At 62.1% G+C, this 25164-nt stretch carries 29 protein-coding genes; 12 read left to right on the top strand and 17 right to left on the bottom strand.

The features are described from left to right. Window positions 1-15: 15 nt before the first annotated feature. Window positions 16-474 (bottom strand): translation initiation factor IF-3, encoded by a 459-nt coding sequence (gene infC, locus G3572_RS03965; RefSeq protein WP_435530957.1) that lies wholly within the window; start codon window positions 472-474, stop codon window positions 16-18. Between the two features lie 320 nt (window positions 475-794). Here infC and G3572_RS03960 point away from each other — a divergent pair, with 320 nt between their 5' ends. Then, window positions 795-1472 carry a hypothetical protein gene (locus tag G3572_RS03960; RefSeq protein ID WP_164609351.1) on the top strand — a complete coding sequence of 226 codons (678 nt, stop codon included), beginning with the start codon at window positions 795-797 and terminating at the stop codon, window positions 1470-1472. Window positions 1473-1536: 64 nt separating this feature from the next. Here the strand turns inward: G3572_RS03960 and G3572_RS03955 are convergent, their stop codons facing one another. The 6 genes from G3572_RS03955 to cobA form a co-directional block, all read right to left on the bottom strand. Next, window positions 1537-2373, bottom strand: coding sequence for a ferredoxin--NADP reductase (locus tag G3572_RS03955; RefSeq protein WP_164609350.1), 837 nt, complete (start codon window positions 2371-2373; stop codon window positions 1537-1539). Between the two features lie 73 nt (window positions 2374-2446). Then, window positions 2447-2851, bottom strand: a complete 405-nt coding sequence (locus tag G3572_RS03950; RefSeq protein WP_164609349.1) for a DUF934 domain-containing protein — start codon at window positions 2849-2851, stop codon at window positions 2447-2449. Further along, window positions 2848-3597, bottom strand: a complete 750-nt coding sequence (locus G3572_RS03945; RefSeq protein ID WP_164609348.1) for a phosphoadenylyl-sulfate reductase — start codon at window positions 3595-3597, stop codon at window positions 2848-2850. Before G3572_RS03945 ends, G3572_RS03950 begins: the two co-directional genes overlap by 4 nt. Next, window positions 3587-5257 (bottom strand): nitrite/sulfite reductase, encoded by a 1671-nt coding sequence (locus G3572_RS03940; protein WP_164609347.1) that lies wholly within the window; start codon window positions 5255-5257, stop codon window positions 3587-3589. Before G3572_RS03940 ends, G3572_RS03945 begins: the two co-directional genes overlap by 11 nt. Window position 5258: 1 nt before the next feature. Next, entirely contained in the window at window positions 5259-5576 is a 318-nt protein-coding gene (locus G3572_RS03935; protein WP_164609346.1) for a DUF2849 domain-containing protein, read from the bottom strand. Then, on the bottom strand, window positions 5573-6340 hold the full coding sequence (gene cobA / locus G3572_RS03930; protein WP_164609345.1) for a uroporphyrinogen-III C-methyltransferase: 768 nt from the start codon (window positions 6338-6340) through the stop codon (window positions 5573-5575). Before cobA ends, G3572_RS03935 begins: the two co-directional genes overlap by 4 nt. A 138-nt stretch (window positions 6341-6478) precedes the next feature. Here cobA and G3572_RS03925 point away from each other — a divergent pair, with 138 nt between their 5' ends. Then, window positions 6479-6940 carry an Lrp/AsnC family transcriptional regulator gene (locus tag G3572_RS03925; protein ID WP_164609344.1) on the top strand — a complete coding sequence of 154 codons (462 nt, stop codon included), beginning with the start codon at window positions 6479-6481 and terminating at the stop codon, window positions 6938-6940. A gap of 95 nt (window positions 6941-7035) precedes the next feature. Here the strand turns inward: G3572_RS03925 and G3572_RS03920 are convergent, their stop codons facing one another. From G3572_RS03920 to tpiA, 3 genes are all read right to left on the bottom strand, one after another. Further along, window positions 7036-8220: a cytochrome P450 gene (locus G3572_RS03920; protein WP_164609343.1), complete on the bottom strand. Its 1185-nt coding sequence runs from the start codon at window positions 8218-8220 to the stop codon at window positions 7036-7038. Between the two features lie 10 nt (window positions 8221-8230). Next, on the bottom strand, window positions 8231-9241 hold the full coding sequence (locus G3572_RS03915; RefSeq protein ID WP_275897723.1) for a DMT family transporter: 1011 nt from the start codon (window positions 9239-9241) through the stop codon (window positions 8231-8233). Window positions 9242-9305: 64 nt separating this feature from the next. After that, the gene (tpiA, locus tag G3572_RS03910; protein WP_164609341.1) at window positions 9306-10049 is read right to left on the bottom strand and encodes a triose-phosphate isomerase; all 744 of its coding nucleotides are present in this window, start codon (window positions 10047-10049) and stop codon (window positions 9306-9308) included. A gap of 256 nt (window positions 10050-10305) precedes the next feature. On the opposite strand from tpiA, the gene G3572_RS03905 reads away from it, so the two are divergent. The 7 genes from G3572_RS03905 to G3572_RS03875 all read left to right on the top strand — a co-directional run bounded on the left by G3572_RS03905 (window position 10306) and on the right by G3572_RS03875 (window position 14613). Further along, window positions 10306-10776: a DUF2852 domain-containing protein gene (locus tag G3572_RS03905; protein ID WP_164609340.1), complete on the top strand. Its 471-nt coding sequence runs from the start codon at window positions 10306-10308 to the stop codon at window positions 10774-10776. Window positions 10777-10852: 76 nt separating this feature from the next. Next, complete coding sequence (locus G3572_RS03900; RefSeq protein WP_240335389.1) at window positions 10853-11317, top strand: RDD family protein; 465 nt, start codon at window positions 10853-10855, stop codon at window positions 11315-11317. Window positions 11318-11401: 84 nt separating this feature from the next. Beyond that, on the top strand, window positions 11402-12238 hold the full coding sequence (locus G3572_RS03895) for an arginyltransferase (RefSeq protein WP_164609339.1): 837 nt from the start codon (window positions 11402-11404) through the stop codon (window positions 12236-12238). Window positions 12239-12390: 152 nt separating this feature from the next. Next, complete coding sequence (locus G3572_RS03890; RefSeq protein ID WP_164609338.1) at window positions 12391-12750, top strand: SUF system Fe-S cluster assembly protein; 360 nt, start codon at window positions 12391-12393, stop codon at window positions 12748-12750. A gap of 108 nt (window positions 12751-12858) precedes the next feature. After that, entirely contained in the window at window positions 12859-13491 is a 633-nt protein-coding gene (locus G3572_RS03885; RefSeq protein WP_164609337.1) for a hypothetical protein, read from the top strand. Beyond that, the gene (locus tag G3572_RS03880; RefSeq protein ID WP_164609336.1) at window positions 13484-14227 is read left to right on the top strand and encodes a DUF3307 domain-containing protein; all 744 of its coding nucleotides are present in this window, start codon (window positions 13484-13486) and stop codon (window positions 14225-14227) included. The genes G3572_RS03885 and G3572_RS03880 overlap by 8 nt, the downstream gene beginning before the upstream one ends. A 26-nt stretch (window positions 14228-14253) precedes the next feature. Further along, the gene (locus tag G3572_RS03875; RefSeq protein WP_164609335.1) at window positions 14254-14613 is read left to right on the top strand and encodes a HesB/IscA family protein; all 360 of its coding nucleotides are present in this window, start codon (window positions 14254-14256) and stop codon (window positions 14611-14613) included. Window positions 14614-14661: 48 nt separating this feature from the next. Here the strand turns inward: G3572_RS03875 and G3572_RS03870 are convergent, their stop codons facing one another. The 4 genes from G3572_RS03870 to G3572_RS03855 all read right to left on the bottom strand — a co-directional run bounded on the left by G3572_RS03870 (window position 14662) and on the right by G3572_RS03855 (window position 19949). Next, a complete protein-coding gene (locus G3572_RS03870; protein ID WP_354003982.1) occupies window positions 14662-16872 on the bottom strand; it encodes a GumC family protein in 2211 nt (736 codons plus the stop codon). Window positions 16873-16994: 122 nt separating this feature from the next. After that, window positions 16995-17819, bottom strand: coding sequence for a metallophosphoesterase (locus G3572_RS03865; RefSeq protein WP_164609333.1), 825 nt, complete (start codon window positions 17817-17819; stop codon window positions 16995-16997). Continuing rightward, the gene (locus tag G3572_RS22365) at window positions 17816-19273 is read right to left on the bottom strand and encodes an O-antigen ligase family protein (protein WP_164609332.1); all 1458 of its coding nucleotides are present in this window, start codon (window positions 19271-19273) and stop codon (window positions 17816-17818) included. Before G3572_RS22365 ends, G3572_RS03865 begins: the two co-directional genes overlap by 4 nt. Window positions 19274-19301: 28 nt before the next feature. After that, window positions 19302-19949, bottom strand: a complete 648-nt coding sequence (locus G3572_RS03855) for a hypothetical protein (protein WP_164609331.1) — start codon at window positions 19947-19949, stop codon at window positions 19302-19304. Window positions 19950-20201: 252 nt separating this feature from the next. Between G3572_RS03855 and G3572_RS03850 the strand changes: the two genes are divergently transcribed. The 3 genes from G3572_RS03850 (at window position 20202) to G3572_RS03840 (ending at window position 22766) form a co-directional block, all read left to right on the top strand. Beyond that, window positions 20202-20618 (top strand): hypothetical protein, encoded by a 417-nt coding sequence (locus G3572_RS03850; RefSeq protein ID WP_164609330.1) that lies wholly within the window; start codon window positions 20202-20204, stop codon window positions 20616-20618. 340 nt (window positions 20619-20958) lie between these two features. Further along, entirely contained in the window at window positions 20959-21492 is a 534-nt protein-coding gene (locus G3572_RS03845; protein ID WP_164609329.1) for a hypothetical protein, read from the top strand. Window positions 21493-21641: 149 nt separating this feature from the next. Beyond that, the gene (locus G3572_RS03840) at window positions 21642-22766 is read left to right on the top strand and encodes an aminotransferase class V-fold PLP-dependent enzyme (RefSeq protein WP_164609328.1); all 1125 of its coding nucleotides are present in this window, start codon (window positions 21642-21644) and stop codon (window positions 22764-22766) included. Window positions 22767-22836: 70 nt separating this feature from the next. On the opposite strand, the gene G3572_RS03835 is transcribed toward G3572_RS03840, so the two are convergent. The 3 genes from G3572_RS03835 to G3572_RS03825 all read right to left on the bottom strand — a co-directional run bounded on the left by G3572_RS03835 (window position 22837) and on the right by G3572_RS03825 (window position 25103). Further along, window positions 22837-24036: a UbiH/UbiF family hydroxylase gene (locus G3572_RS03835; RefSeq protein WP_164609327.1), complete on the bottom strand. Its 1200-nt coding sequence runs from the start codon at window positions 24034-24036 to the stop codon at window positions 22837-22839. 66 nt (window positions 24037-24102) lie between these two features. Continuing rightward, window positions 24103-24372, bottom strand: coding sequence for a hypothetical protein (locus G3572_RS03830; protein ID WP_164609326.1), 270 nt, complete (start codon window positions 24370-24372; stop codon window positions 24103-24105). A gap of 80 nt (window positions 24373-24452) precedes the next feature. Continuing rightward, window positions 24453-25103: a pyrimidine 5'-nucleotidase gene (locus tag G3572_RS03825; RefSeq protein ID WP_164609325.1), complete on the bottom strand. Its 651-nt coding sequence runs from the start codon at window positions 25101-25103 to the stop codon at window positions 24453-24455. Window positions 25104-25164: the final 61 nt, after the last annotated feature.

Genomic DNA, 25164 nt, shown 5'->3' with positions numbered 1-25164 from the left:
CGAAAACTCTGCCCCTCACTTCGGGCCGATCATCATCACCATTTGGCGCCCTTCAAGGCGCGGGAAGGATTCCACCTTGCCGGCTTCGGCCTGTGCGACGTCGGCGGCCACGCGGTTGAGCAATTCCAGCCCCAGTTCCTGGTGCGCCATTTCACGGCCACGGAAACGCAAGGTCACCTTTACCTTGTCGCCTTCGCCGAGAAACTTCAGGACCGAGCGCATCTTGACATCATAGTCATGCGTGTCGGTGCCGGGACGGAACTTGATTTCCTTGATCTCGATGATGTGCTGCTTTTTGCGCGCTTCGGCTTCGCGCTTTTGCGTCTCATACTTGAACTTGCCGAAATCCATGATCTTGCAGACCGGAGGTTCGGCATTCGGGCTGATCTCGACCAGATCGAGTCCGGCCTCTTCCGCCATGGCCAAGGCACGGGCCGGCGTCACGACGCCGACGTTTTCGCCGTCCGCACCGATCAGGCGGATTTCCGGGCTGCGGATCCGGTCGTTGATGCGCGGGCCGGTGTCACGTTGCGGCGGGGCGTTGTGGGGTCTGCGGGCTATGGTGTGCGTCCTTTTGTGGTTTGCTCAAGCGCGGAGAAGATAAACTTCCCCGGCTTTGTGTTCAATGCCATTCATCATCCGCGCGGCGTGCAAACGTGCGGTTTTTCTCGGAAAGCGGGGCCTTGGGGGGCTGATCTCATGCTGCATTGCAGCGCAAGGTCTTTTCATCCGGGATGTCAAATGCCATATGGGCGCCAGAACCGGGCGGGACACCCGGGAATGGGAGACTGAATATGGAAAACAAAGACAGCAACAAGGTTGAGACCGCAAAGGGCTCGGGCGTCAACAAGAGCGTCATCATCGGGGCGATCGTTGTTCTGCTGGCAGCTGGTGGGTATTACCAGTTCAGCTATGTGCCGGCGCAGCGCGCGGCCGAAGAGGCTGCTGCGGCTGCGGCTGCGGAAGCTCGGGCCGCTGAAGAAGCGGCGGCTGCGGCCGCTGCGGAAGCCGAGGCGGCTGCTGCCGCCGCCGCCGAAGAAGCGGCTGCCGCGCTTGCGGCTGAACAGGCCGCTGCGACTGCGGCTGCCGAAGAAGCGGCGGCTGCCGCCGAAGCTGCTGCCGCCGAGGCCGCCCAGGCTGCACAAGGCGCTGCTGCGGCTGCTGCCGACGCAGTGCAAGAGGCTGCCGATGCTGCGACCGACGCAGGCGCAGAGGCTGCCAATGCCGCCAGCGAAGCGGCGGAATCTGCTGCGGACGCCGCAAGCGAAGCTGCTGCGAGTGCTGCAACCGCAGGGGCCGCTGCACTTGATCCGGCCAATTTCAATGCTGACGCGGTCAAGGCCCTGATCGACGCATCCACGCTGGATGCCACCACCAAGACCACGCTGAAATCGGCTGTCGACTCGGCTGCGTCCAACCCGGCGCTGCTCGACGGTGTGATCGCTCAGGTCAAGGCCGCGCTCGGGCTCTGATCCTGAGGTTCAAAATGGAAAAGGCCGCGCGATTTGCGCGGCCTTTTTGTTTGGGCAGATTGGTTCAGATCCCGTCGCCAACAAAGGCTTTTTCGACCACGAACTGCTGCGGATCGGAATTGGCCCCTTCGGTCAGGCCGAAGCCTTCGAGGATTTTCTTGACATCAATGTTGAAGGCGAGGCTGCCGCAGACCATTGCGCGGTCTTCATCGCGGTTCATCGGGGGCAGTCCCAGATCGGCAAAGACCTTGCCCGACGACAGATTGTCGGTGACGCGGCCCATGCGGGGGAACGCCTCACGCGTGGTTGTGGGGTAGTAAAGCAGTTTGTCGCCGACCAATTCGCCGATCAGCGGGTCATCCTTGAGGCTTTCCACAAGCTGGCGGCCATATTCGAGTTCGGCAACCTCGCGGCAGGTGTGCATCATGATGACCTGATCGTATTTTTCATATGTCTCGGGCTCGCGCATCAGCGAGGCGAAGGGCGCAAGCCCGGTGCCGGTGGCAAGGAACCACAGCCGCTTGCCCGGCAGCAGAGCGTCATGCACCAGCGTGCCCACCGGCTTGGGGCGCAGGATGATCTCGTCGCCGACCTTGATGTGCTGCAAACGGCTGGTCAGCGGGCCATCGGGAACCTTGATCGAGTAGAACTCCAGTTCTTCATCCCAGGCGGGCGATGCGATGGAATAGGCGCGCAAGAGCGGTTTGCCATTGTCACCCAGAAGCCCGATCATCACGAACTCGCCCGAACGGAACCGCAGGCTGCGCGGGCGCTCGACGCGGAAGGAAAACAGCCGGTCCGTCCAATGGGTGACTGAGGTCACGCGGGCTGCATCGGGCAGGTGCGGTTTGGCGGTCGGAGCGGGCGCGGCGGCATCGGTCATCAGGGTCACTTCGGTCATGAGATATATGTCCGGGGATATCCCGGACCCTTCCTTTTAGCTTTGATCCATATCAGAGGAAAGCGGCAGCGGGTCAGGCGCGCAAACGGGCCTGATAGTCATGCGCCTGCCAGTCGGCGCGGAACACCCACTGCTCGGCAGGCTGGCGGGCGGCGAGCTCATCAGGGATTTCCACCGAGTCAAAGCCGACGCGCCGCGCCATCGCATATTGATCGGCAATCACCGGCCCCGTCGCGCGCAATTCGCCCGAATAGCCGAACATGCGCAGACGGCGCGCGATGGTGAAGGCGCGGCCATCGTTGAAGGCGGGGAAGGAGATGCGGATGAGGCGCAGGCTCGCCAGATACGGCTGCACCAAGGCCGGATCATCGGTATGCGCCAGATCGAGCACACCGTTATGGCGGTCAATCTCGGCCAGAGGGACCGAGGCAACGGGGGTGGCGGGCGTAAAGCCTGTATCGGTGACGATCACGCTCATGCGGCGGTATCCTTTGTAATGCGAACGGGCTTGCCATCGATGAAATGGATTCCGCATTCGGTTTTCTGCGTTCCGCGCCAACGGCCTGCGCGTGGATCTTCACCCGGTTTCACAGGGCTCGTGCAGGGGGCGCAGCCGATGGAGGGATAGCCTTTCGCCACAAGCGGGTGGCGCGGCAGGCGGTTGTTGACGATATATTCTTCAAGGTCTTCGCGGCCCCAATGGGCGAGCGGGTTGACCTTGATCCGGGTATCCCCCTCGGCCTCGAAGAACTCCACCGTGCCGCGCGTGTTGCTCTGGTAGCGCTTGCGCCCCGTGATCCAGCCGTCAAAGCCTGACAACGCGCGCTCCAGCGGCTCGACCTTACGCACCGCACAGCAGGCATCCGTGTTGAACTGGTGCAGGGTGCCGTCGGGGTCTTCAAAGGCGACGCGAGGCTGCGCGGCACGGATGGTGCGCACATCGCACAGGTGCAGGGTCTGCGCGAGTTGGCGCTGATACTCCAGCGTTTCGGCAAACAGCATCCGCGTGTCTATGAACAGCACCGGGGTTTCCGGCGAGATCACCGAAACGAGATGCAGCAACACCACCGATTCTGCGCCAAAAGACGAAACCAGCGCCACGCTGCCCAGATCATCGTCCCGCAGGGCGTGTTCCAGAACGGCGGTGGCCGAGTGATGCTTGTAGCGCGCGTTCAGCGCCGCCACACGCTCGGCCACCGGACCGGAGTGCAGATCACGCGGCATCCTGAGCGCCTTCGGATTCGTAGAGCGCTGTCTTGAACGGCTCCATTCCCAAACGGCGGAAGGTTTGCAGGAAAGTCTCTTCCGGCGAGACACGCACCGACAGATAGGCGCGCACGATCCGCTCGACCGCTGGCACGATCTCGTCATAGGCAAAGCCGGGGCCTGTCTTGTCACCGATCGCGGCGGTTTCGCTGCCGTCGCCGCCCAGAGTGATCTGGTAATTCTCGACCCCCGCCCGGTCGAGCCCCAAAATCCCGATATGGCCCACATGGTGATGCCCGCAGGCATTGATGCAGCCAGAGATCTTGATCTTCAGCGGTCCGATCTCATGCTCGAGATCAAGTGCCTTGAACCGTTCGGCAATCTGGGTGGCAATCGGGATCGAGCGCGCGGTGGCGAGAGCGCAATAATCCATGCCGGGGCAGGCGATGATGTCAGAGATCAGCCCCACATTGGCCGTAGCCAAACCAACCTGCGCCAAGGCCGCGTGAACGGCGGGCAGGTCAGACTTGTGCACATGTGGCAGGATCACGTTCTGTTCATGGCTGATGCGCAGATCGCCGTGGCCATAGCGCTCTGCCAGATCGGCCATCAGCCGCATCTGGTCGCTGCTGGCATCGCCCGGAGTCTGGCCATGCGCTTTCACGCTGATCGTGACGATGGCGTATTGGTCGTTCCGATGTGCGGCAAGGTTGGTGTCGGCCCAGGAGCGGAACACCGGGTCGGCCTTGTAGAAGGCGTCATAGGCATCCACCGGAGCGTTGCGGAAGGCGGGGGGGGCAAAGGCCACGCGGATATCGTCCAAGAGCGCCTGATCCGCGCCGCCAAACAGCGGGCGCAATTCGGCAAAACGCTCTTCGATCATGCGGGAAATTTCTTCTTTCCCGGTCTCATGCACGGTGATCTTGATACGTGCCTTGTATTTGTTGTCGCGCCGTCCCAGCGTGTTGTAGACGCTCAGCACTGCCTCGACATAAGGCAGCAGATCGGCCACGGGCAGGAAGTCGCGAACCGTATGGGCGATCATCGGGGTGCGGCCCAGACCGCCGCCCACCATCACCTCGAACCCCGGCTCGCCCGCCGCGTTCTTCACCATGCGCAGGCCGATGTCATGCGCGCGCGTCACCGCACGGTCATTCGGCGCGCCAGTGATGGCGATCTTGAACTTGCGGGGCAGGAACTGGAACTCGGGGTGGTCGGTCGACCATTGCCGCAGCAATTCCGCATAGGGGCGGGGATCTTCGATCTCATCCGCGGCCGCGCCCGCGAAATGGTCGGCCGTCACGTTGCGCACGCAATTGCCGCTGGTCTGGATGGCGTGCATCTCCACATCGGCCAGAGCCGACAGGATCGCAGGCACATCCGGCAGCTTGGGCCAGTTGAACTGGATGTTCTGGCGGGTGGTGAAATGGCCATAGCCCTTGTCATAGGTGTCGGCGATCATCGCCAACTGACGCATCTGACGGGGGCTGATGGTGCCATAGGGGATCGCCACGCGCAGCATGTAGGCATGCAGCTGCAGATAAAGTCCGTTCATCAGCCGCAGGGGGCGGAACTCTTCTTCGGTCAGGGACCCGTCGAGCCGCCGTTCAACCTGCTGGGTGAACTGCGCGACGCGGGCGCGCACGAAGGATTCGTCGAAATCGGAATAGGAATACATCTCAGGCCCCCATATCGGCAGGGAAGTCGGCTTGCTTGCCGTGATCATAGTTGGACGGGCCGCGGGTGCGGAACGCCTCGCGGAAGTGCACAGGCTCGGGGCCATTCGGCCCGCGCTTGGCATCCGCCAGATAAGGCCCCACCACTTCCAGCTTTTGCGCCATCGCATGCAGCAGCCGCATCTGTGCGTGCGCCTCGTCCTCGATCAGTTCGGCGGCATGGTGGAAGGGGGACCATACGTCATCTGCGGTCAGATAGACCACATCGCCTTCACGCAAACGATTGGCGGTCACGACCTTCGGGGTAAAACGGCGGCTCATCTTTGGGCTTCTTTCAACTGGGCGATGGAAAGGCTTGCCGCGCGCGGGGCAAGGCCGAAAAGGATGACGGCGGGCCCGTCACAGGTGGCGACAGCCTCGGGCAACAGGGCAAGGCTTGTGCCGATGATGCGCTGCTCGGGGCGGCTGACGTTCTCGACGATCGTGATGTCGGTCGCGCCCGATGCGCCATGCATCATCAGCCTGCCTTGAATGAAACGGGCGGATTTCTTGCCCATATAGATCGCGGCAACCTCGCCCGGACGGGCCAAACCGCGCCAATCCTGCTCGGCAAAACCTGCCATGTCATGCCCGGTCACGATGCGCAGCGACGCATTGCGGCCACGCTTGGTCAGGCTCTGCCCGATCGCGGCAGCAGCGACGGTGGCAGAGGTCAGGCCGGGAAGGATGCGGAACGACAGGCCGGCCGCGCTCAGCGCATCCATTTCCTCGTCGAGCCGCCCGAAAATGCCGCAGTCACCGCCCTTGAGCCGCACGACCCGCGCGCCCGTCATGGCCTGCGCCACCAGCGTGGCGTTGATCGTGGACTGTGCGGTGGACTTGCCAAAGCCTTCCTTGCCGACGTCGATACGCCGCGCATTCGGCGGGATCAGGGCCAGAACCTCGTCGCCCACAAGGCGGTCATGGATCACCACTTCGGCCTCTTGCAGCGCGCGCAGGGCGCCAAGCGTCAGATGCTCGGCCGAACCCGGTCCGGCACCGACAAAGGTGACGGCAGGCTGAGGGGGCAGGTGCAGCTGGGTCATGGCGGAATCCTGTCACGTTACAGCGTCTATATAGAAGATTTTCCCGCGAATTGACCATGCCCCCTTGCAGATAAGGAAGCCTGTTCCAATACTCTGTCCCTCATAGGCAGCGGTTCTGCAAAACGGGGGAAATGGCGAATGGCGGCCCAGCTGGACGAACTGGATCGGAAAATCCTTGGCGAATTGCAGATCGATGCGAGCCAGTCGCTCGATGAGATTGCACGCAAGGTCGGTTCTTCCAAGACGCCGGTCTGGAACCGTATCCGGCGCATGCGTGAACAGGGCGTCATCACCCGGCAAACCGCCATTCTGGATGCCGAGGCACTGGGGCTGGAGGCCTGTTTCTTCGTCCTGATCCGCACCTCGGAACACGAGGCCGAATGGCAGCGCCGGTTTCTCAAGACCTTGCGCGAGCGTCCGGAAGTGCTGGAGGCGCATCGGCTCGCAGGGGATATCGACTATATCCTGAAGGTGCGCGTGAAGAATGCCCGCGCCTATGACCAGTTCTATCAGGCGCTGATCTCGGAGGTGAAAATCTACAACGTCACCGCCCTGCTCAGCATGGAAGAGATAAAATCCACAACCGTCCTGCCGCTATGAGGCGGCGGGATCAGCGCGTCTTCCTTTGGACTGCTCCTATTCCAGATACTCCCGCCGGAGGCTCCAGCGATGGCAGCCTGCCCTCACTCTGAAGGTCAGCGCGCAAGCATCAGCCGCTCTAGCCCATGGAAATGGTAGACATCGGCGTAGCGCGGCGGTGCAGCCAGATGCAGGCCGGGCAGGCGTCGGAACAGGATGGGCAGGGCGATCTGCAACTCCAGCCGGGCCAGAGGTGCGCCGACACAGAAGTGCAGGCCCGCGCCGAAGGTCAGATTTGGCTTGTCGGGGCGCTCGGGAAGGAACCGATCCGGGCGGTCCCAGACTTGCGGGTCACGGTTGGTTGCCCCAAGCAACAGACCCACCTGATCGCCGCGCTCGAACCGGTGCCCCATCACCTCGACCGTTTCATAGGCTGTCCGGGTGAACATGTGCAGGGCCGGATCAAAGCGCAGGATTTCCTCGACCACGCGCGGCACTGTATCGGGTGACAGCACCTGTGCGACTGTGCCTGTTTCCAGCAGCGTCTTGACGCCATTGCCAATGGTATGCACCGTCGCCTCGTGACCTGCATTCAGCAACAGGATGCAGGTGGTGATCAATTCATCTGTCGACAGACGCTCGCCATCAGCCTCGGCTGCAATCAACTGGGTGATCAGGTCGTCGGCGGGGGTTTTGCGGCGCTGTTCGACATAGCTCCGCAGAAACTCGGAAAAATCGCGCGCCGCATCGCTGGCTGCCACTTCCATCGCGTGGGTGCGGCGGGCCTGATACATGCCCACCATCGCGTTGGACCAGCGCAGCAATTGCTCGGCCATGTCTTCTGGCACCCCCAGAAGGCGTGCGATAATGATCACGGGCAGCGGCTGGGCAAAGCTCGAGATCAGATCGAACGGCCCCTCGTCGGGCAAAGCGTCGATCAGGCTGTGGCTCAAGCTCTCAACATCGCCCTGCAGGCTGGCGATCCGGCGCGAGGTGAAGGCGCGCAGCACAAGCCCGCGCAGGCGGGTATGCCGGGGCGGCTCCAGTTCCAGCATCGAATGCGCTTCGACCGCATAGAACGGCGCGGTGTGCGGTGCGATGGGGCGGGCGAGTTCCGGTGGCGCCTCGCGGCCAAAGCGGCGGTCGCGGAAGATGGCACTGGCCGCCGCCGCGTTTGGCGTGCAGATCAGGTCATAGTCCTGCCAGTAGAAGAACGGGCCGGCGGTGCGGGCGCGTTCGTAAAACGGGTAGGGGTTCTGGACAAAGTCCGGGGCGGTGGGAGATTGGGTGAGGCTCTGCATGGCCGAAGGCTTAGCCCCGCAGACGGTGCGAGCGCAAGGCCCTGGGCAGAAACATACCTTGCGCGACGACAACGCCCAAGACCACCAGCCCCGCCCCGAAAACCTGATGCCACAGCCAGGGCCCGCCCATGGCAAACAGGATCAGCATCACATAAAACGGCGCGGCGTTGATATGGAGAGAGGCCAGGCCGATGCCGAGCCGCCCGACCGAAACGATCCACAAAAGTTGCGAAAGCGCGAGCCCCGCCAAGGCATAGACCATCAGTGCACCTGCCTCGGGCGGGCCAAGTGCGGTCCAGTCGGGGGCGGGAAGGCCAAACAGCACAGCAAGGACAACCATAGCGGCAGAGGTCAATGCGCCGCCGCCAAGGGTAATGCTGGTTCGTCCCAGCGGTGTCATGTCCGGAAAGGCGGTAACCGTCAGGCGCGAGCCGAAGGTGAAAATCACCACCGACGCAAGGCAAAGACCCGCCCCGATCAGGCTGCTGCCCGTCGATGCGATCGCCCCTGTGCCAACGTCTGCCGTGCTGCCGGTGATGCCAAGATCCAGCGCGATCCCTCCGCCCGCAAGGCTGAGCGCCATACCGATCAACAGCGCAGGTGTGATCTTGCGGCCATCGAACACCACCTCGATGCCCATGCCGATGATCGGCATGGCGGCAGAGACGATGGCGACCGTCACCGCATCCGATCGCGCCTGTCCGAGGATCAATCCGAAGGCCCCGAAACTGTTGACGGCGCCGATCAGAACTCCGGTCCGCCAAGGCGCGCCCGTCACGGCGCGCCGCCCCTCGATCAGCCACCAGATCGGCAAAAGCGCCAAGGCAGCCAAGATCATGCGCGCGGCGCTCAGCGTCAGGGCGGGAACATGCGGGATCAGCCGATCAGCGGCCGGCAAGCCCGCCGCCCATACCAGCATGGATGCCGCGCAGGCGAGATGCGCCAAAGGCAGAGAGCCTGTGGGCGGCACCGAGGCCGGATGAGGTGAACCTGGGGGCAATACAGCCCTTGAAAGCGTCATTCCCCCGTGATGCCCGTATTGTGCGGCGCCGGCTTGTCTGCCGGCGACGGTGCGTTTGGCGCTTTCAGGCCGCAGAAAGCGCCGCGACAATCGCGCCAAAGTCGGCGGCCTTCAGGCTGGCCCCGCCCACAAGCGCGCCGTCAACATGGGGCACGGCAAAGATTTCGGCGGCATTGGACGGCTTGACCGACCCGCCATACAGCAGCCGGACCCCGTCCGCCTGCGTGCCGATCCGCGCGACCAGCCTTGCGCGCAAAAAGGCATGCACTTCGGCGATTTCGGCAAGGGTCGGGGTGCGTCCGGTGCCGATGGCCCAGACCGGTTCATAGGCCAGCACCAGATTTTCCGCTGTCGACTGCTCGGGGACAGAGCCGACCAGTTGGCGTCCGATCACATCCAGCGTCTCGCCCGCGTCGCGCTGCGCCTCGGTCTCGCCAAGGCAGACGATCGCAACCAGACCGGCGACCTGCGCCGCCTGTGCCTTGGCAAGCACCTCGGCATCGGTTTCCTTGTGATCGGTGCGGCGTTCGGAATGGCCCAAGATCACATGGCTGGCGCCCGCATCTGCCAGCATCGCTGCCGACAGATCGCCGGTATGTGCGCCGCTGCTGTTGGCATGGCAATCCTGACCTCCGACCTTGAGCGCGCTGCCCTTCGCCAGATCGGCCATGCGCGCGATCAATGTCGCGGGGGGGCAGAGCAGCATATCACAGGCAGGGGCGGGATGGTCGGAAAGCAGCGCCACCACTTCGGAGAGGCTGGCCCCTGTCCCGTTCATTTTCCAGTTTCCGGCTGCCAGCTTGCGCATGTCTCTTCCCCTCTGCGGTCTAATCGGACGCGATCATAGTCAGAGGCTTGGGTGACACAAGCGGCAAAACCCATCGGCCCTGATCGCTGCGCATGCGGTTGCTTTGCACGGAGGGTGCGACGGCACCCCGGTGAAAAAATGTAAAATTGTTTTACATCGACCCTTGAACCGGGGGGGCCGCATATGCATCTCCTGTCATGTGAAGGGTATTCACATGGCCCGCAGGGGGCAAAGCCGCCGAGATGGAGATACGCCGATGACCTATTCCACCGACACCGCCGCCAAAGCGCCTGCGCTCGGCGGCCTGACCAACCGACTGCACAGCGCCGAAGACTGGCTCGACAGCAAGGGCCGTGGGGCATGGATTGCCGCAATGGTGCTGGGCTTTGTTTTCTTCTGGCCGGTAGGCCTCGCCCTCGTTGTCTATATGACCTATGCCAACAAATGGAGCAAAAGCATGTTCAAGGGAAAATTCTGCGCCAGCCGCCGTGATGCGGGCATGGGGCGCCATGTGGCGTGGCGGTCCTCTGGCAACTCGGCTTTTGATGCCTACAAGGCCGATACGCTGCGTCGTCTTGAGGACGAGCAGGGCGCGTTCGAATCCTTCCTGCAGCGCCTGCGCGAAGCCAAGGACAAGCAGGAGTTCGACAGCTTCATGGAAGAGCGGGCCAAAGGCGCTGCCCGCCCCGCGGCCGCCGATCAGGATGCGGCGCGCGGCGAATATTGAGCCGTGATGCGGGTGGCCCGAACTGGGCCACCCTTGCACCATTGCCTTTTGTCCCCATTTTTTCAGGATCACGCCGATGCGCACAGTTTACCCGATGATGATGTCAGACATGCAGCCCGATCCCGAACGCCATGCCGCCTTTTATGCGGGTGTCCTGCCCAAGCGGTTTCTGGCTTGGGTGGTCGATCTGATCCTGATCGGCATCGTCACCGCGCTGATCGTGCCGTTCACCGCCTTTACCGCGCTCTTCTTCCTGCCCTTCCTGTTTCTGGTGGTGGGGTTCCTCTATCGCTGGCTGACGCTCAGCGGTCGATCAGCCACATGGGGGATGCGGTTGATGAACATCGAATTCCTTGATCGCAGCGGGCAGCGTTTTGACAGCGCGACGGCGCTTTTGCACACCTTGGGCTATACGCTTTCGATGGCGTTCGTGATGCCGCAGGTGTTGTCGGTTGTGTTGATGCTGCTCTCGTCGCGGGGGCAGGGGCTGAGCGATCTGGTCTTGGGTTCGGTCGCGATCAACAGCCCGTCATCGCGCTGAAACAGCGACTTTTGCCTTGAAATGCTGTCTTGGCGATTGGCGCAGGGCTTGCTAACGTGGCGCATCCTTTGACAGACAAAACCCATGCGCCACACGCTCCCCATCGCGCCCCAGTTTTACGTGACGGCTCCACAGGCCTGCCCCTACCTTGACGGGCGGATGGAAAGAAAGCTGTTCACCGCGCTGCAGGGGGAACATGCGCAGCGGCTGAATGATACGCTGTCAAAGCAGGGCTTCCGCCGCAGCCAGAATGTGCTCTACCGCCCGTCCTGTTCGGAATGTTCGGCCTGTCTGTCCGCCCGGATTCGGGTGGCAGACTTCCAGCCGAGCCGCACCCAGCGCCGGATCATGCGGCGGACGGCGCATCTGCGGCGCAATGCCACCAGCCCCTGGGCGACCGAAGACCAGTTCAGCCTGTTCCGCCGCTATCTTGATGCCCGCCACGCCGATGGCGGCATGGCCGATATGGACATCTTTGAATTCGCTGCGATGATCGAGGAAACCCCGATCAAAAGTCGGGTGATCGAATACACGCGCCCCTCGGAGCAGAAAGGGCGGGGGCAAGAGCTTGCCGCCGTCTGCCTGACGGATGTTTTCGATGACGGCTTGTCGATGGTCTACAGCTTTTATGACCCCGATCTGGTCGATCTTTCGCTTGGCACCCATATCATCCTTGACCACATCGCCATCGCGCGTGAGGCGGGCCTGCCCTATGTTTATCTGGGCTATTGGGTCCCCGGCAGCCGCAAGATGGGGTATAAGGCCGGATTTTCCGCGCTGGAGATTTACAAGGGCGGCGTTTGGCAGGATCTGGGCGATCCCTCGGCGCATCGGGCGGAACTGCATCCGCTTTCTATGGACCCTATTGCCGAGCAGGTGGCGCGTATCAACCTGCCCGAAGCGCGTCCGTTGCGCGATTAGGGGCGGTTCGCCCGCAGACCAGTCGGGATTTGACCGTCTTCGACGCCGCTGGCCGCTGCGGCATCCGGCGGCGGGGCGGGTGAAGCCGGCCTCTGGACGTCTGCGGCGGGATTTCCTATATAATCTCTCAACAACCCCCTGATGAGGCCGGAATGAACAGCGAAGCAAGAGTCGAGGGCGCACCGCTCATCAAACCGTCCAGCACTGACCACCCGCTCTACGACAGCGTCGTTGACGCCTGCAGAACGGTGTTTGACCCGGAAATCCCCGTGAATATCTTTGATCTGGGTCTGATCTACACGGTCGAGATTGATGCGGAAAACGCGGTCAACATCGTGATGACGCTGACGGCTCCGGGTTGCCCCGTGGCCGGTGAGATGCCCGGTTGGGTGGCCGATGCGGTGGAGCCTTTGCCCGGCGTCAAGCAGGTGGATGTGCAGATGACCTTTGATCCGCCATGGGGCATGGAAATGATGAGCGACGAGGCAAGGCTGGAACTCGGGTTCATGTAAGCCGCGCGCGCTCGTCAGCGCCTTTCAAATGCAAGCCTTTTGGCTTGCATTTTTCGTTTGCAAGCCATTTGACTTGCTTTTTGGGGTTGCAAGCCGTATGACTTGCCCATGTCACACCTGCATGCGGTTCTGACCGGAGATTTGGTTCTTTCGACCCGCAGCAGCGCTGCGCAGGTCGATGCCTGCATGGCGCTCATCAAAAGCTCGGCCAACCGTCTGGCCGCCACGTCACGGTTCCACCGCTATCGCGGCGATGGCTGGCAGCTCTATATCGGCACTGCGGGGCAGGGGCTTGCCATGATGGTCTATCTGGCCGCACGGCTTCGCGCCGGAGAAAGCCTGTCCAGCCGCATGGCTCTGGGGCTGGGCGATGTGTCGGGTCTGGAGCACGGCAGCCTTGGCACGGCGGGTGGCACGGCTTTCGTGGGCTCTGGCCGCGCGCTCGATGCGATGCCCGATGGGCGGTGGCTGGCGCTGGCCGGGCAGGGGGTCGATCCGCTGCACCATGCCTTGATGGCCTATCTTGATACACAGATGCAGGGATGGTCTCCGCAACAGGCCGAGGCGGTGGCATTGTCGCTGGAGCAGGGCGGCTATGCCCCCCAACATGCCCTTGCCGCGCAAGTGGGTATCTCGCGCCAGGCCTTTGCCGCGCGTCTGCAGACCGCAGGCTTTGCGCTGGTTGAACAGGCGACGCACGCCTTTGCCGTGCAATTTGGCGCAGGGGATGCTGATGGCTGAAACGCTGGTCTTTCTGATCCTTGCCCATGTTCTGGCCGATTTCGTTTTGCAATCGGGCCGAATGGCACAGGCCAAGGCTGAGGGCCATGCGGGTTGGATGCTGGCGCATATCGGCACCGTCGGGCTGATCTCGGCACTGCTGTTGGGGGCGCAATCCCCGCTGGCGCTTGGGGTGATGGCAGGCGTGGCGGCCGTCCATCTCGGCATTGATGCCGCAAAGGTGGCGATCGGCGCGCGGGTTTCCGGCATCATGGCCTTTGTCGCGGATCAGGCGGCACATCTGGCGACGCTTGTTCTGGTGGCAACGCTATGGCCGGGTCTGTGGGCGCAGGGCCTTTGGGCAGATCATGCGCCCATCTGGATGCCTGCGGCGGCTGCGGTGCTGGCCGGGGCGATCCTGTCCACGCGCGCAGGCGGATTTGCCCTGGCGCTGTTGATGCGGCCTTGGGGCGATGTGGGGCTGGAGGGCCTGCCGGGGGGAGGTCGGATCATCGGCCTTTTGGAGCGCGGAATCATCTTTCTGCTCATCCTTGCCGGAGAGCCGGGCGGCATCGGTTTCCTGATTGCGGCCAAATCGGTCCTGCGGTTCGGAGCCGTGAAGGAAGAGGCGCGGCTTTCGGAATATGTCATCATCGGCACCTTGGCGTCTTTTGGCTGGGCGATACTGGTCGCGCTTGGCACGGTGATGCTGCTTTCCGCTGTTCCGCCGCTTGGAATTCCGGACCTTTCACCCTAGATTGGGAAAAGATACAGGAGTTACCCATGTTTGGCATTCCCGGCAAAGCTGCCGTCACCCTGACCCCGATGGCAGCCCGTCAAATCTCTCGGTTGATGCAGAAAGAAGGTCGTCAGGGCCTGCGCATTGGCGTCAAGAAGGGCGGCTGCGCAGGGATGGAATACACGATGGACTATGTGTCCGAGGTCAATCCGCTGGACGAGGTGGTTGAACAGGACGGCGCCCGCGTGATGATCGCGCCGATGGCGCAAATGTTCCTGATCGGGACCGAGATCGATTACGAGGTCGATCTGCTGAGCGCGGGTTTCAAGTTCCGCAATCCCAACGTGGCCGAGGCTTGCGGCTGCGGCGAATCGATCAAGTTCAAGGAAACCCCCGCCGCCTGACTTGGCCAGGGCGAGCCTGCGACGGCCCGCCCCATGCCGCTGAGAGCGCTACGTCGTGCTGTCGCCGTAATAGCCCGAATAGGCCCCGTTGTAATACCCGCGCTTGCCGCGACGTTCTGTCTGACGGTTCAAGACACCCAGCATCCGGACGCCGGGCCGAAGCGCGTCTTGCATCTGGTGCGCAGCGTCCCGCACCTCGCCCTGGGTGGTGTTGGAAAAGCGCACGATCAACACCGCGATATCAGCCATCTGTGCCAGATAGCGGGTATCCACCACGGGCAGCAGCGGCGGGCTGTCGATCACAATCACATCAAAGGCTTCGCGCACGACCTCGAGCAGCGAGGCAAAGCGCGGGCTGTTCACGAGCTGGTCTGTCGGCTGCGTGCTGCGTGACCCGGCGGTGATGACTTCCAGATTGGACAACTGGTCCAGCACGGGCGTCACCACCAGATCGGCATCGGGCTTTTGCGAGGTCAGATAATCGATCAGACCATCCTGATGCGGCAGTTTGAAGTAATTCTCGACCGAAGGCTTGCGCAGGTCACAGTCGATCAACAAGGTCCGCTGCCCCGACACGGCATAGGTGCGGGCAAGCGCGATGGCGGTCGTGGTTTTCCCCTCGCCCGGAAGAGCGGAACAGATCAGCACCACCCTGGCCTTGCGCCGCTCGGCCTCCGAGACACCGCGCTCGGACAGGCTTTGGTGAAGGTTCGTATCCACCGCCAGCCGCAGTTTTCGAAAGCCCTCGGAATACTGTGAAAGCGGCGAGACCATGATTTCATCCGCCGGTATCCGCTCGTTTGCACTGGAAGGCAGCGCAGGAATGGCGACCGGAATCCGGGCCTGAATCACATTGGCAAGCTGCGCGGTCGAAGTAACGCCCCCGATGTAATACTCGTTCAGAAAGGCCAGCGTGACCCCCATCGCCAAAGCCGCTGTCAGGGCCATGATGATGATGAGTCGCTTGTTGGGCGAGGCGGGCGACGTCGGCGGCAAAGCTTCCGAGACGACGCGCGCATCGGCGATCTGCACATTAGCGAGCGCGTTCAGATCCTGCACACGGGCCAAAAGCTGCTGATACTGGTTGCGCGCGATCGATGCCGATTGCTGCAAGTTGAACAGATCGGCGATCACGGTTGACGACATGTTGGATTGCAGCAAGGCCTCACGCAGTTGCTCGCGCGCCAGCGTTTCTGATTGGGTCAGGGCGGAAAGCTCTCCCTCGACGCTTGTTTGCGCCTCGGCCAGTCTTGCACCGAGGCTGCGGTCCAGATCGGACAGCGCGTTTTGCAGGTCGATGGCGGTTTGAGAGCCAGCTGTTTCGCCGCTCAGGCGTCTGGCAAGGGCCTCCCGCTCGTTTGCCAGTTGCTCCAGCGCGGCATCGCCAAGCGTGACCGCAGCCGACGCCCAGTCATTGCGCGCCGCGGCTTCCCGCGATGCGGCCAGCACACTGACGCTTTCGACCTTGCTCGATTGTGCCGCCTCCAGCTGTCGCCGCAGGGCGGAAATGCTCTCGTTGTTGCTCTCGGCTTCCAGCCGGGCAAGGTTGTCGTCGATAAAGCTGTTCAGCGCATCTTCCAGACGGGCCAGTTCGATACGGGCGGTTTCTGTCTGGCTGCGCAACACATCGCGCGCCGCGATGATAGAGGCGCTCTTGGTCAGCACCTGCCGGTCAATGTAGGTTGCGACGTAGAGATTGGCGATATCTGCTGCGCGTTGCGGGCTTTCGGACCGCACGCCCACCGAGATCAGATAGGTCAGGCCGCGACGCCGGATTTCGGTCGCCCCGCTGAGTTTCTGGACCGTATTGCTGACCAGACGCTCGCTTGACGGTGGATCAGCCGGACGCAGGCCGACCGCCTGGCGCAAGGTGTCACCCGCTGACTCCATGCCCAAAGCGATGGTGATTTTCTCCGTCAGCCCAAGACGCGGGCCAAATTCGGGATCGCTGATCAGATCGCCGGCCTGCACCACCGCCATGACGGTTGCCTCGGCCCGCAGCACCTCGACCTCGCCATCCACGCGCGAGTTGAGGATGGCACTCTGGCTGTTTTCAATGCTGCCCGGGTCGAGCAGGTTGGAACCCCCGGCATCGATCGAGATCAGGGCCGTGGCCCGATACATCGGAGTGGCCAGCATCAGATAGAGGACAGCCGGAATGAGGAACACGAAAAAAGTGATCAAAATCAAGCGGCTCTGTCGGCGTAATATGCCAATCAGCTCCTTGAGGTCAATTTCGGAAGACTGCAAAGAAATCACCTTGTTGGGAAATGGACTCGGTTCGGGGCTCTGTCAGAGCGATGTCGGATTGCCCGAGTTGTTAACATCGCCTTTGGGTTGTTGAAAGGGTTCCGGGCGCAATTGCCGCTTTTCGCGGCCATCTATGCAAAAACCGCCAGATTATTGGTCAAATCATCCGAACTTGTGCTCATGAACGCCGGCTTCTGCCCATCCAGCAGGCGTAGGGCGGTCAAACGCCCTGTGGCATAGGCCCCGGTGTCAATGCCGATGCTTGTGCTGCGGACCTCCGGTTCGGCGGTGATGTAATGACCGTGGATCAAGGTCAGCCCCGAGGGGGCAACCAGCCCCGCGCTGCCCCAGATCAGGCTTTGCAGCGGCTGTGCGGTGAGCGGTGCGCTTGCGTCAGCGCCTGCATGGGCCAAAAGATAGGGGCCAACCTGCAAGGCAGGCAGCAGGCTGCGCAAAAGCCGCAGATGGGCCTCCGGCACGTGGGCGGCGATGGTCTGCACCAGCCTGCGCTCTGGCATGGCTTCTAGCTCATCAACGTCAAAGGTCATGCCATAAGAGGCGAGCGTTTCATGACCGCCAAAACGCAGCCAACGCAGGTTCGCGCGCGGAGAAGCGAGGAAGGCGAGCATCATCGATTCATGGTTGCCCAACAGGCACAGTCTTCGCGCGGGCGCCGGAAGCGGGCGCAGCAAATGGTCAAGCATGGCGGCGCTGTGCGGACCGCGGTCGATCACGTCACCCAGCAAGACAAGCGTAGGTGGTTGCTCGAACTGCTCTGCATCGCGCAGGATCGCATCTTCGACCTCGCGGTAAAGCGGCAGGCAGCCGTGGACATCACCCACCGCGTAAACCGGCCCGTCGAACGGGTCGAGCACCAGCACCTCGGCGGTGGGATGGGCGCTGTCTTGCGCCTTCCTTTGGCCAAAACCCCGCAGCAGCCGCCCCAGCACCGTCATGCCCCCTCACCGTCAGGCGAAGCGGTTTGCACCTTGCGGGGCCGGGCGATGGCCAGACCCACGATCAGCAGGAAGCAGTAGACATTGGCCGGAATCTCGAGGCTGAAATCCACCAGCGAGTGCATGGCTCCCAGCACGATGACGCCAAGCGCGGCACCATTCACCGCCATATCGCCCTCGGCCGCGCGCAACCGCTGCAAGATCATCACTGCTGACCAGCCGATCAGCAGCATCGGTATGCTGCCGATGATGAACCCCTGTTCTACCCAAAGCGTCAGATAGGTGTTGTGGGCAAGGTCGGCGAAGTTCTGGTTGACCAGCGGCTCATCGCGATAAAGCTCGAAGGCGGGCGCAAAAGCATCATAGCCGAAGCCGATCAGCGGACGCTCAAGGATCATTCCCCACGTCTGCACATAAAGGCTGACGCGATCAGTCGATTCCACAAAAGTGAACAGAGCGCGTTCAAGCACACCGTCGCCGACCGCAGGGACAAGCACGACAAGCATTGCGACAAGGCCTATGCCAACCTCGATCAGGATACGGCGCAACGGAACCCGAAAGGTGATGCGCAGCGCAAGAAATGTGACGAAAGCCCCCAGCACGGTGGCGGCCACGCCCATGCGCGACTGGGTCAGCAAAATGGCAATCGCCAGGACGGCTACCGCAAGCCAAAGGCCGATGATCTCGAGCCGTGCAGGCGTGAAAATGGCCGTGTATCCCCGATCACGCTCTGCATTGGCAGCGCGGTGGCCACGTTCCAGAGCATAGGCCAAAGCCAGAACCAGACCGAAGCCAAGGAAGGTCGCAATCGAGTTGCGATTGACGAAAGTGCCCGTGAGCATGCCAAGATAAACAGTCTTTTCCCCCCAGATCGAATAGTCGCCAAGCAGGCGCAAGGCGACCAACCCGAACACCGCATGGAGAAGGATACCCAGCATCAGGATCAGGCCAAGCGTATGTGTCCGCTCTGGCTGGGTGCCAACCTCGATCACCAGCATAAGGAACACCAGATAGCCAACGGCCCGGATTGCCGCCAAGAGCGAAGCGTCGGGCATGACCGAAAGACTTGCCAATGGCCCCAGACCCGCCACGGCAGAGGGCAGCGCCTGCCAGGCAACAGGCACGAGTTGCGCCAGCGGGAGCGACTGGAGCAGCGCAAAGGCGGGAACCAAAAGCGCGACGGTGAAGAAAAGCGTGAACTGGTTTGTCTGCAGCGGTCTTTGCCGACCCATCAGCATTTGCGCCCGCAGAAGATAGGCCAGCGCGCCCAAGCCGAGCAGGAACGTCCAGATCAGCCACCAAGCGGGACGGTTTGACGCAACCGGAATGGCACTCACCAGCACAAGGAGCACCAGAAGCCGCGCCGTCAGAGTGTTCAGGCGGCCATAGCGTTGTGATCCGCGCGCGCGGCGGCGGGTCGGGGCTGCCCCGTCCCGAATGGTGGCGGCGGGCACGGAAGCCGGTTTCTCACGGGGGGGACGATTAATTTTGACCAAGATTGCGCACCTCCCGCAGGAAAGAGACTTGTTCCTCGTTCGGGCGCCGGTTGATCACCGCAACCAGAACGGGGCGTGCTGTGGGATTGCTTTGATAAAGCGCGGCAAGCCATGCGCGGCCTGCGCGGGTCTGAACCATGAACCCGATATCCGCCTCCAGGGCAGCGTCCAAGGCGGGGGTGGCCTTCCCATAAAGGCGGATGCCCTTGCGCAAACGAAGTTTGGCATGCCAGGACTCTCGGGGTGAGGTGCTTTGTGAAAGGATCAGGGACTCTGTTACGGCGGCATCGTCGCGCGCCGAAAGCATCACGATCGTATGGGCCGCACCATAGGTCGGGCTGCGCGCCAGCGCCTTGCGGGCCAGACTGTCACAGCTCCTGTCAACGTCTCCTTGGGTTTCCGGCGGCTGGAACGCGTAGATAAGACCTTGCTGCACTGCTGCACAGGTTTCAAAAAGCTCGCGCATGCTCCGGCTGCTCAGGGGAAGATCAGGCAGGTTCGCCGGAGTGACCAGAGCATCAAAGGCAGATTCCTCCGGGCTGCGGGCGAAAAAAGCCGCGTCATACTCAGGGCCAAAGGTGGCGGCCGCGCCCACAACTGCAAGCAGTGACATAAAAAGAAGAATCAACTTCATGGATGCAGGTCAAACTCATATTCATAGCGCGCCTGATAGCAGGGCAGATTGATCGTGGACCGGGCGACTTGGCGCGAAAATGGGCACTTCAAGCAGTGATCGGCCTAGCAGAGGGTATTGTGGCTGACATAATTTTGAACTTATACTATACATACATACAGATTAGGTAGGTGGCGTCGCAGCGCTTGCCGCAATTGATTAAACGCAGGCATCGTATTTTCAAGCGATACCATAACAACGCCAGAGGTCTCCATGTATAATCGCACTTCATTTGTCGGAACCGTTTTTGCCGCAGCCGTGGCCTTCTCTGCTCCCGCTTCGGCGCAGGCAGTGGCTGTCAATCCAAACGCCATCCGGCTTGCTTGCAGCACCTCGGCTGCGGCGTGTCAGGCTGCCGTGCGGGCGGCGATTGCTGCGCTGCGTGCTGCCGGCCTGACGACCGCGGCATTCAACGCCCAACTCGGCGTGATCGCCGGGATCGCGGTGCGGGCGTCGGCTGGCCTGTCCGCGGCAGAGCGCGTGGCCTTTGCCTCTGTCCTTCAGGATCTTGCCGCAGCGTCGACAAATGCTGCACAGGCACAGACCTTCGCCAGCCTTGCGTCGCAGTTTGCAAGCGGTGCAACCAACATCGATCTGGTAGCCGTTGCGGCCGCACTCAGCGCAAGCTGATTTAGGCCATCCGGTCTCCTTTCCTGTTTATGGGCCCCTCGTGCTGACACGGGGGGCCTTTTGCGTTACGCAGGCGCCAGCCGATCTGTGAGGGCTTTCCGCCCTTGTCCGCGCCATGGCGCATGGATGTTCCCGGAACATTAAAACAGACCGATCCCTGTATGTCGCTTCGACCTTTCGTCCAGCACTGCCCGCTAAATTGCGCGGCACAGGGCTTGGTTCTGACATAATTCAGTAAGTCCACGGTAAGCCAGTTGGCATGAAATCTGCAGCACGGCGAGGAAGGGGTCCTCGCTGGAATGGTGCCAGAAGGCCCCCATCCATGTGTGGGAATGCCTTCATGACGACTATTTATCAAACACTTACGAAGAACAAACCAGAGTCTTCCAAATCGACTTTCCTTGCGCTGCGCCTTATGGCCAAAGGCGCTGCCCGTGCTGCCCTTGCGGTGTTTGCCGCATCAGTCCTTGGCACGAGTCAGCCTGCAACGGCGCAGGCGACATCGGTTGCGGTCATCCAGAATGACCTTGGCGGCAATATGGAGGCGCGGCTGCAAACCATCGCCAGAATGCGCGCATCAGGCACCCGCGTGGAAATTCGCGGGACCTGTGCCTCGGCCTGCACGATGTATCTGGGTCTGCCCAACACCTGCGTCTCGCGCGGCTCGCGCCTCGGGTTTCACGGCCCACAGTCCCAGTATTACGGCATTTCCTTGCCGCCGGAAGAGTTCGAATACTGGTCGCGCGTGATGGCGGATCACTATCCGGGCGCGATCCGAAGTTGGTTCCTGTCTGAGGCGCGCTATACCACGATGGACATCATCACGCTCAGCGGTGCCGAAGTGATCCGGCTCGGCGCGCGGCCCTGCGACTGACGCTGTCTGGTCCGGGCTGCGACACGTGGCTCGGCACACACCTGCTTCAGGCCCGCAGCGAGTGCCAAACAGAAACGTGAAAATTGTCGCTCTTGCCCGTGCTTTTTCCCGCAACTCCCCTATGCTCGGACCAAAGAGGAGAGCGAGTCATGGCAGGATTGCACGCAAGCGTAGACCCGGATGGGCTGGAGGAATTTTCGGTCGTCTTTACCGACCGCAGCTTGAACCATATGTCCGCGCGGTTTCAGACCGTGATGCGGGACGTCTCTGCCTTGCTGCGCGAGGTCTATATGGCAAGCGCCGTTGCCTTGGTGCCGGGGGGTGGCACCTATGCGATGGAAGCGGTCGCGCGCCAGTTCGGCCAAGGCAGGGTGCTTGTCGTGCGCAACGGCTGGTTCTCGTATCGGTGGAGCCAGATTTTCGATGCCGGAGCCTTTGCGCAGGATGTGACCGTGGTCATGGCGCGGCAGAGCGGAAATGATGTGCACGCGCCTTATGCTCCCCCGCCGATCGAAGAGGTTTGCACCAAGATCCGGGAAACCCGCCCCGAAGCGGTGTTCGCGCCGCATGTCGAAACCAGCGCCGGGATCATCCTGCCCGACGCCTATATCCGCGCGATGGCAGACGCCGCCCATGATGTCGGGGCCTTGATGGTGCTCGATTGCATCGCCTCGGGATGCATCTGGGTCGATATGGAGACGACAGGGGTCGATGTGCTGATCTCGGCCCCGCAGAAGGGGTGGTCGGCCTCTCCATCGGCGGGAGTGGTCGCGCTGTCGCCGCGGGCAGAGGCGCGTCTGGCCGAGACGCAGTCGAACAGTTTTGCGATCGATCTGAAAAAATGGCGTTCGATCATGGCAGCATATGAAGGCGGCGGGCATGCGTATCATGCAACGATGCCCACGGATGCGATTGTCAGCTTTCGTGACGCGATGCTGGAGACGCGCGAAATGGGGTTCGATGCGGCAAAGTCGGCCCAATGGGAGCTGGGCCGGTCGGTGCGGGCGCTCTTGGCGGAAAAGGGCGCCAAGTCTGTCGCAGCCCAAGGGTTTGAGGCCCCCGGAGTGGTGGTCAGCTACACTGATGACCCGCAGATACAAAACGGGGCCAAGTTCCGTGAACAGGGGTTGCAGATCGCTGCTGGCGTGCCGCTGCAGGTCGGTGAGGGGGAGGCGTTCAAGACCTTCCGCATCGGTCTCTTCGGTTTGGACAAACTGCGCGATGTCCCGCAAACCGTGGCACGACTTGAACGCGCGGTGAATTCGGTTTTCTAGTGCCTCTAGCGATTTTTCTGCGAAGGCTCAGCGCCCGTCCACGGGCAAGACCCTTCGCAGAAAATGCGTCTCAGCGCAGGCCAAGCCCTGCCTTCATCAGTGTCTTGCGGATTGGCGCTGCGCCATAAAGAAGATCAAGCGCGCCTGCGCGCAGATCACGCAGGGGCTGCGCGCCCATGATGGAGGCTCGGTTCAACACATCGATCCCTGCGACCCTTGCCTGCACTTCCCAATGGCGCTTTCGGTGATAGGTCTCGAGCATCTCGTTAGAGCCGATGTCATCGGGGCGGGCTTGGGCAAGGTCGAGCAGAGCAGCCAGATCCGCAAGGCTCATGTTCAGCCCTTGCGCCCCGATCGGCGGCACGACATGGGCTGCTTCTGCCAGCAGGGCGCAGCGTTCGCCATACATCCGCTCGGCAATCTGGCTGATGATCGGCCAGACCGTTAGCCTGCTGGCAAGGGTCAGGGGCCCGAGGACCATGCAGGAACGGGCGTTCATCTCGGCTTCGAACGCGGGCACTGAAAGGGCCTGCAGACGGGCGATTTCTGGCCCGCTTTCCATCCAGACCACGGCAGACCGCGGCTGGCCATCTTTGTCGGGCATCGGCACAAGCGTGAAAGGCCCGCCGCTGCGATGTATCTCGGTCGAGACATTTTCGTGCGGGACCGGATGCGTGACCGAAAACGCCAAGGCCTTTTGTCCGTAGCGCGTTGTCTTGACGGGAATACCCAAAGCCTGCCGCACAACAGATTGGCGTCCGTCAGCCGCAATGACCATGCGGGCACGCACCCGCTCGTTGCTTGTCAGGGTAACAAGCGCCTCGCCGGTGCGGGTCATCAGGCGGGCAGTCCCTGTGCCGGGGCGAAAATCCACATTTGGCAGTTCCGCCAGACGCGCCACCATCTCGCGGCGCAAAATCCAGTTGGGAAGGTTCCAGCCAAAAGGCAGATCACCGATGTCGGCCGCGTTGAAATCCTTGGTCAAGCGCGGTTCGGCAACCTCGCCGCCCGCGTCAACAATGCGCATGACTTGCAAGGCGGCGGCGTATGGCGTCAGGCGTTCCCACAGACCTGCGGCCTGCAAGACTCGGACGGATGGCTGCAGGAAAGCAGTGGTACGCAGGTCTGCGCGGTCATCTTCATCAGTCACCACGGGCGGCGCAGGATCGACACAGATCACCTTGAAACCCGCAGCGCCAAAAGCCGCGGCCGCGGACAATCCGGCAACGCCGCCGCCAGAGATCAGGATATCAGTGCTGGTGGGTTTCATGGGTCTCTCCTCTGAGCGCAAAGATAAGCGCGCCATCCGGGAAGTCGAAGAGACAAAATGCCCCGCTCAGCCCTTCTGACGGGACGTGCGGGGCCAGCAGATCACCACGAAGAAGAGGAACATCATGGGCACCAAGGCCAGAGCGGTCAGGGTGAACACCACAGGCCCCCAGATACGGAACGCCAGCACTTCGAGTGTTACAATGACAACAGCGAGATAGAAGACATTGTTCACATCCTGCGAGATTTCCCGTGCGATGCGCCCGATCAGGGGTATGCCGAACAAAATCCGTTGTCCAAGCGGCAGGGTGGTGGCGATGGGCGTGGTCTGGGTCATCCGGGCATCTCCGTTTGCTACCCCCGTCAGATAGGCAGACGCGCCCGCCCTTGCCACGCGCGATTTGACGCATCGCAGAGTCAGGTTTCGAGCAACAGGCGCAAGAAACCCGACAGGTCTTCCGCGTGGTGGTGAATGTGCGGGGCAGGCTCTGGCTCGGGAGCGATGTGGACAGTGCGTAACCCCATCGCATGCGGCACCGCAAGGTTGCGGGCATCATCTTCAAACATCGCCGCCCGCGCCGGATCAAGGCCATCGAGCGCGAAGACCGTCGCAAAGGCTTGTGCCTCGGGCTTGGGCAAAAAACCTGCATGTTCAACGCCGTAAACCGCGTCAAACAGCCCGGAAAGCCCGCGCGCCCTCAGCACCTTTTCCGCATAGGGCGCATCCCCGTTGGTGTACACGATGCGACGTCCCGGCAGGGCACTGATTTGGGCGGCAAGGCCGGGATCGGGTTCAAGCACGGAGAAGTCGATGTCATGAACATCCGCAAGATAGCCGACCGGATCAGCCCCGTGTTCGCGCATCAGGCCGGCAAGTGTGGTGCCGTAAAGCTGCCAGTAATGACCGCGCAGATGGTTCGCGTGGTCATGGTCAACGCCAAGCTCCCGCATGACCCAAGCCGTCATGCGCTGCTCGATCTGGTCAAACAGCCGCATGCGGGGCGGATAGAGAGTGTTGTCCAGGTCGAAGACCCAGGTTTCGACATGCGAGAAATGTTGCCTGATCATTCTGTGCACTTAGCGCGCGCGCGTCCTTCGGACAAGTGCCGCCGGCTTTGGTGGTGTCGGC

Source organism: Pseudotabrizicola algicola (assembly GCF_010915705.1).
Taxonomy (GTDB): Bacteria; Pseudomonadota; Alphaproteobacteria; order Rhodobacterales; family Rhodobacteraceae; genus Pseudotabrizicola; species Pseudotabrizicola algicola.
The sequence above is the reverse complement of the archived record's forward strand: the minus strand, read 5'-3'. Positions and strand labels throughout refer to the sequence as shown.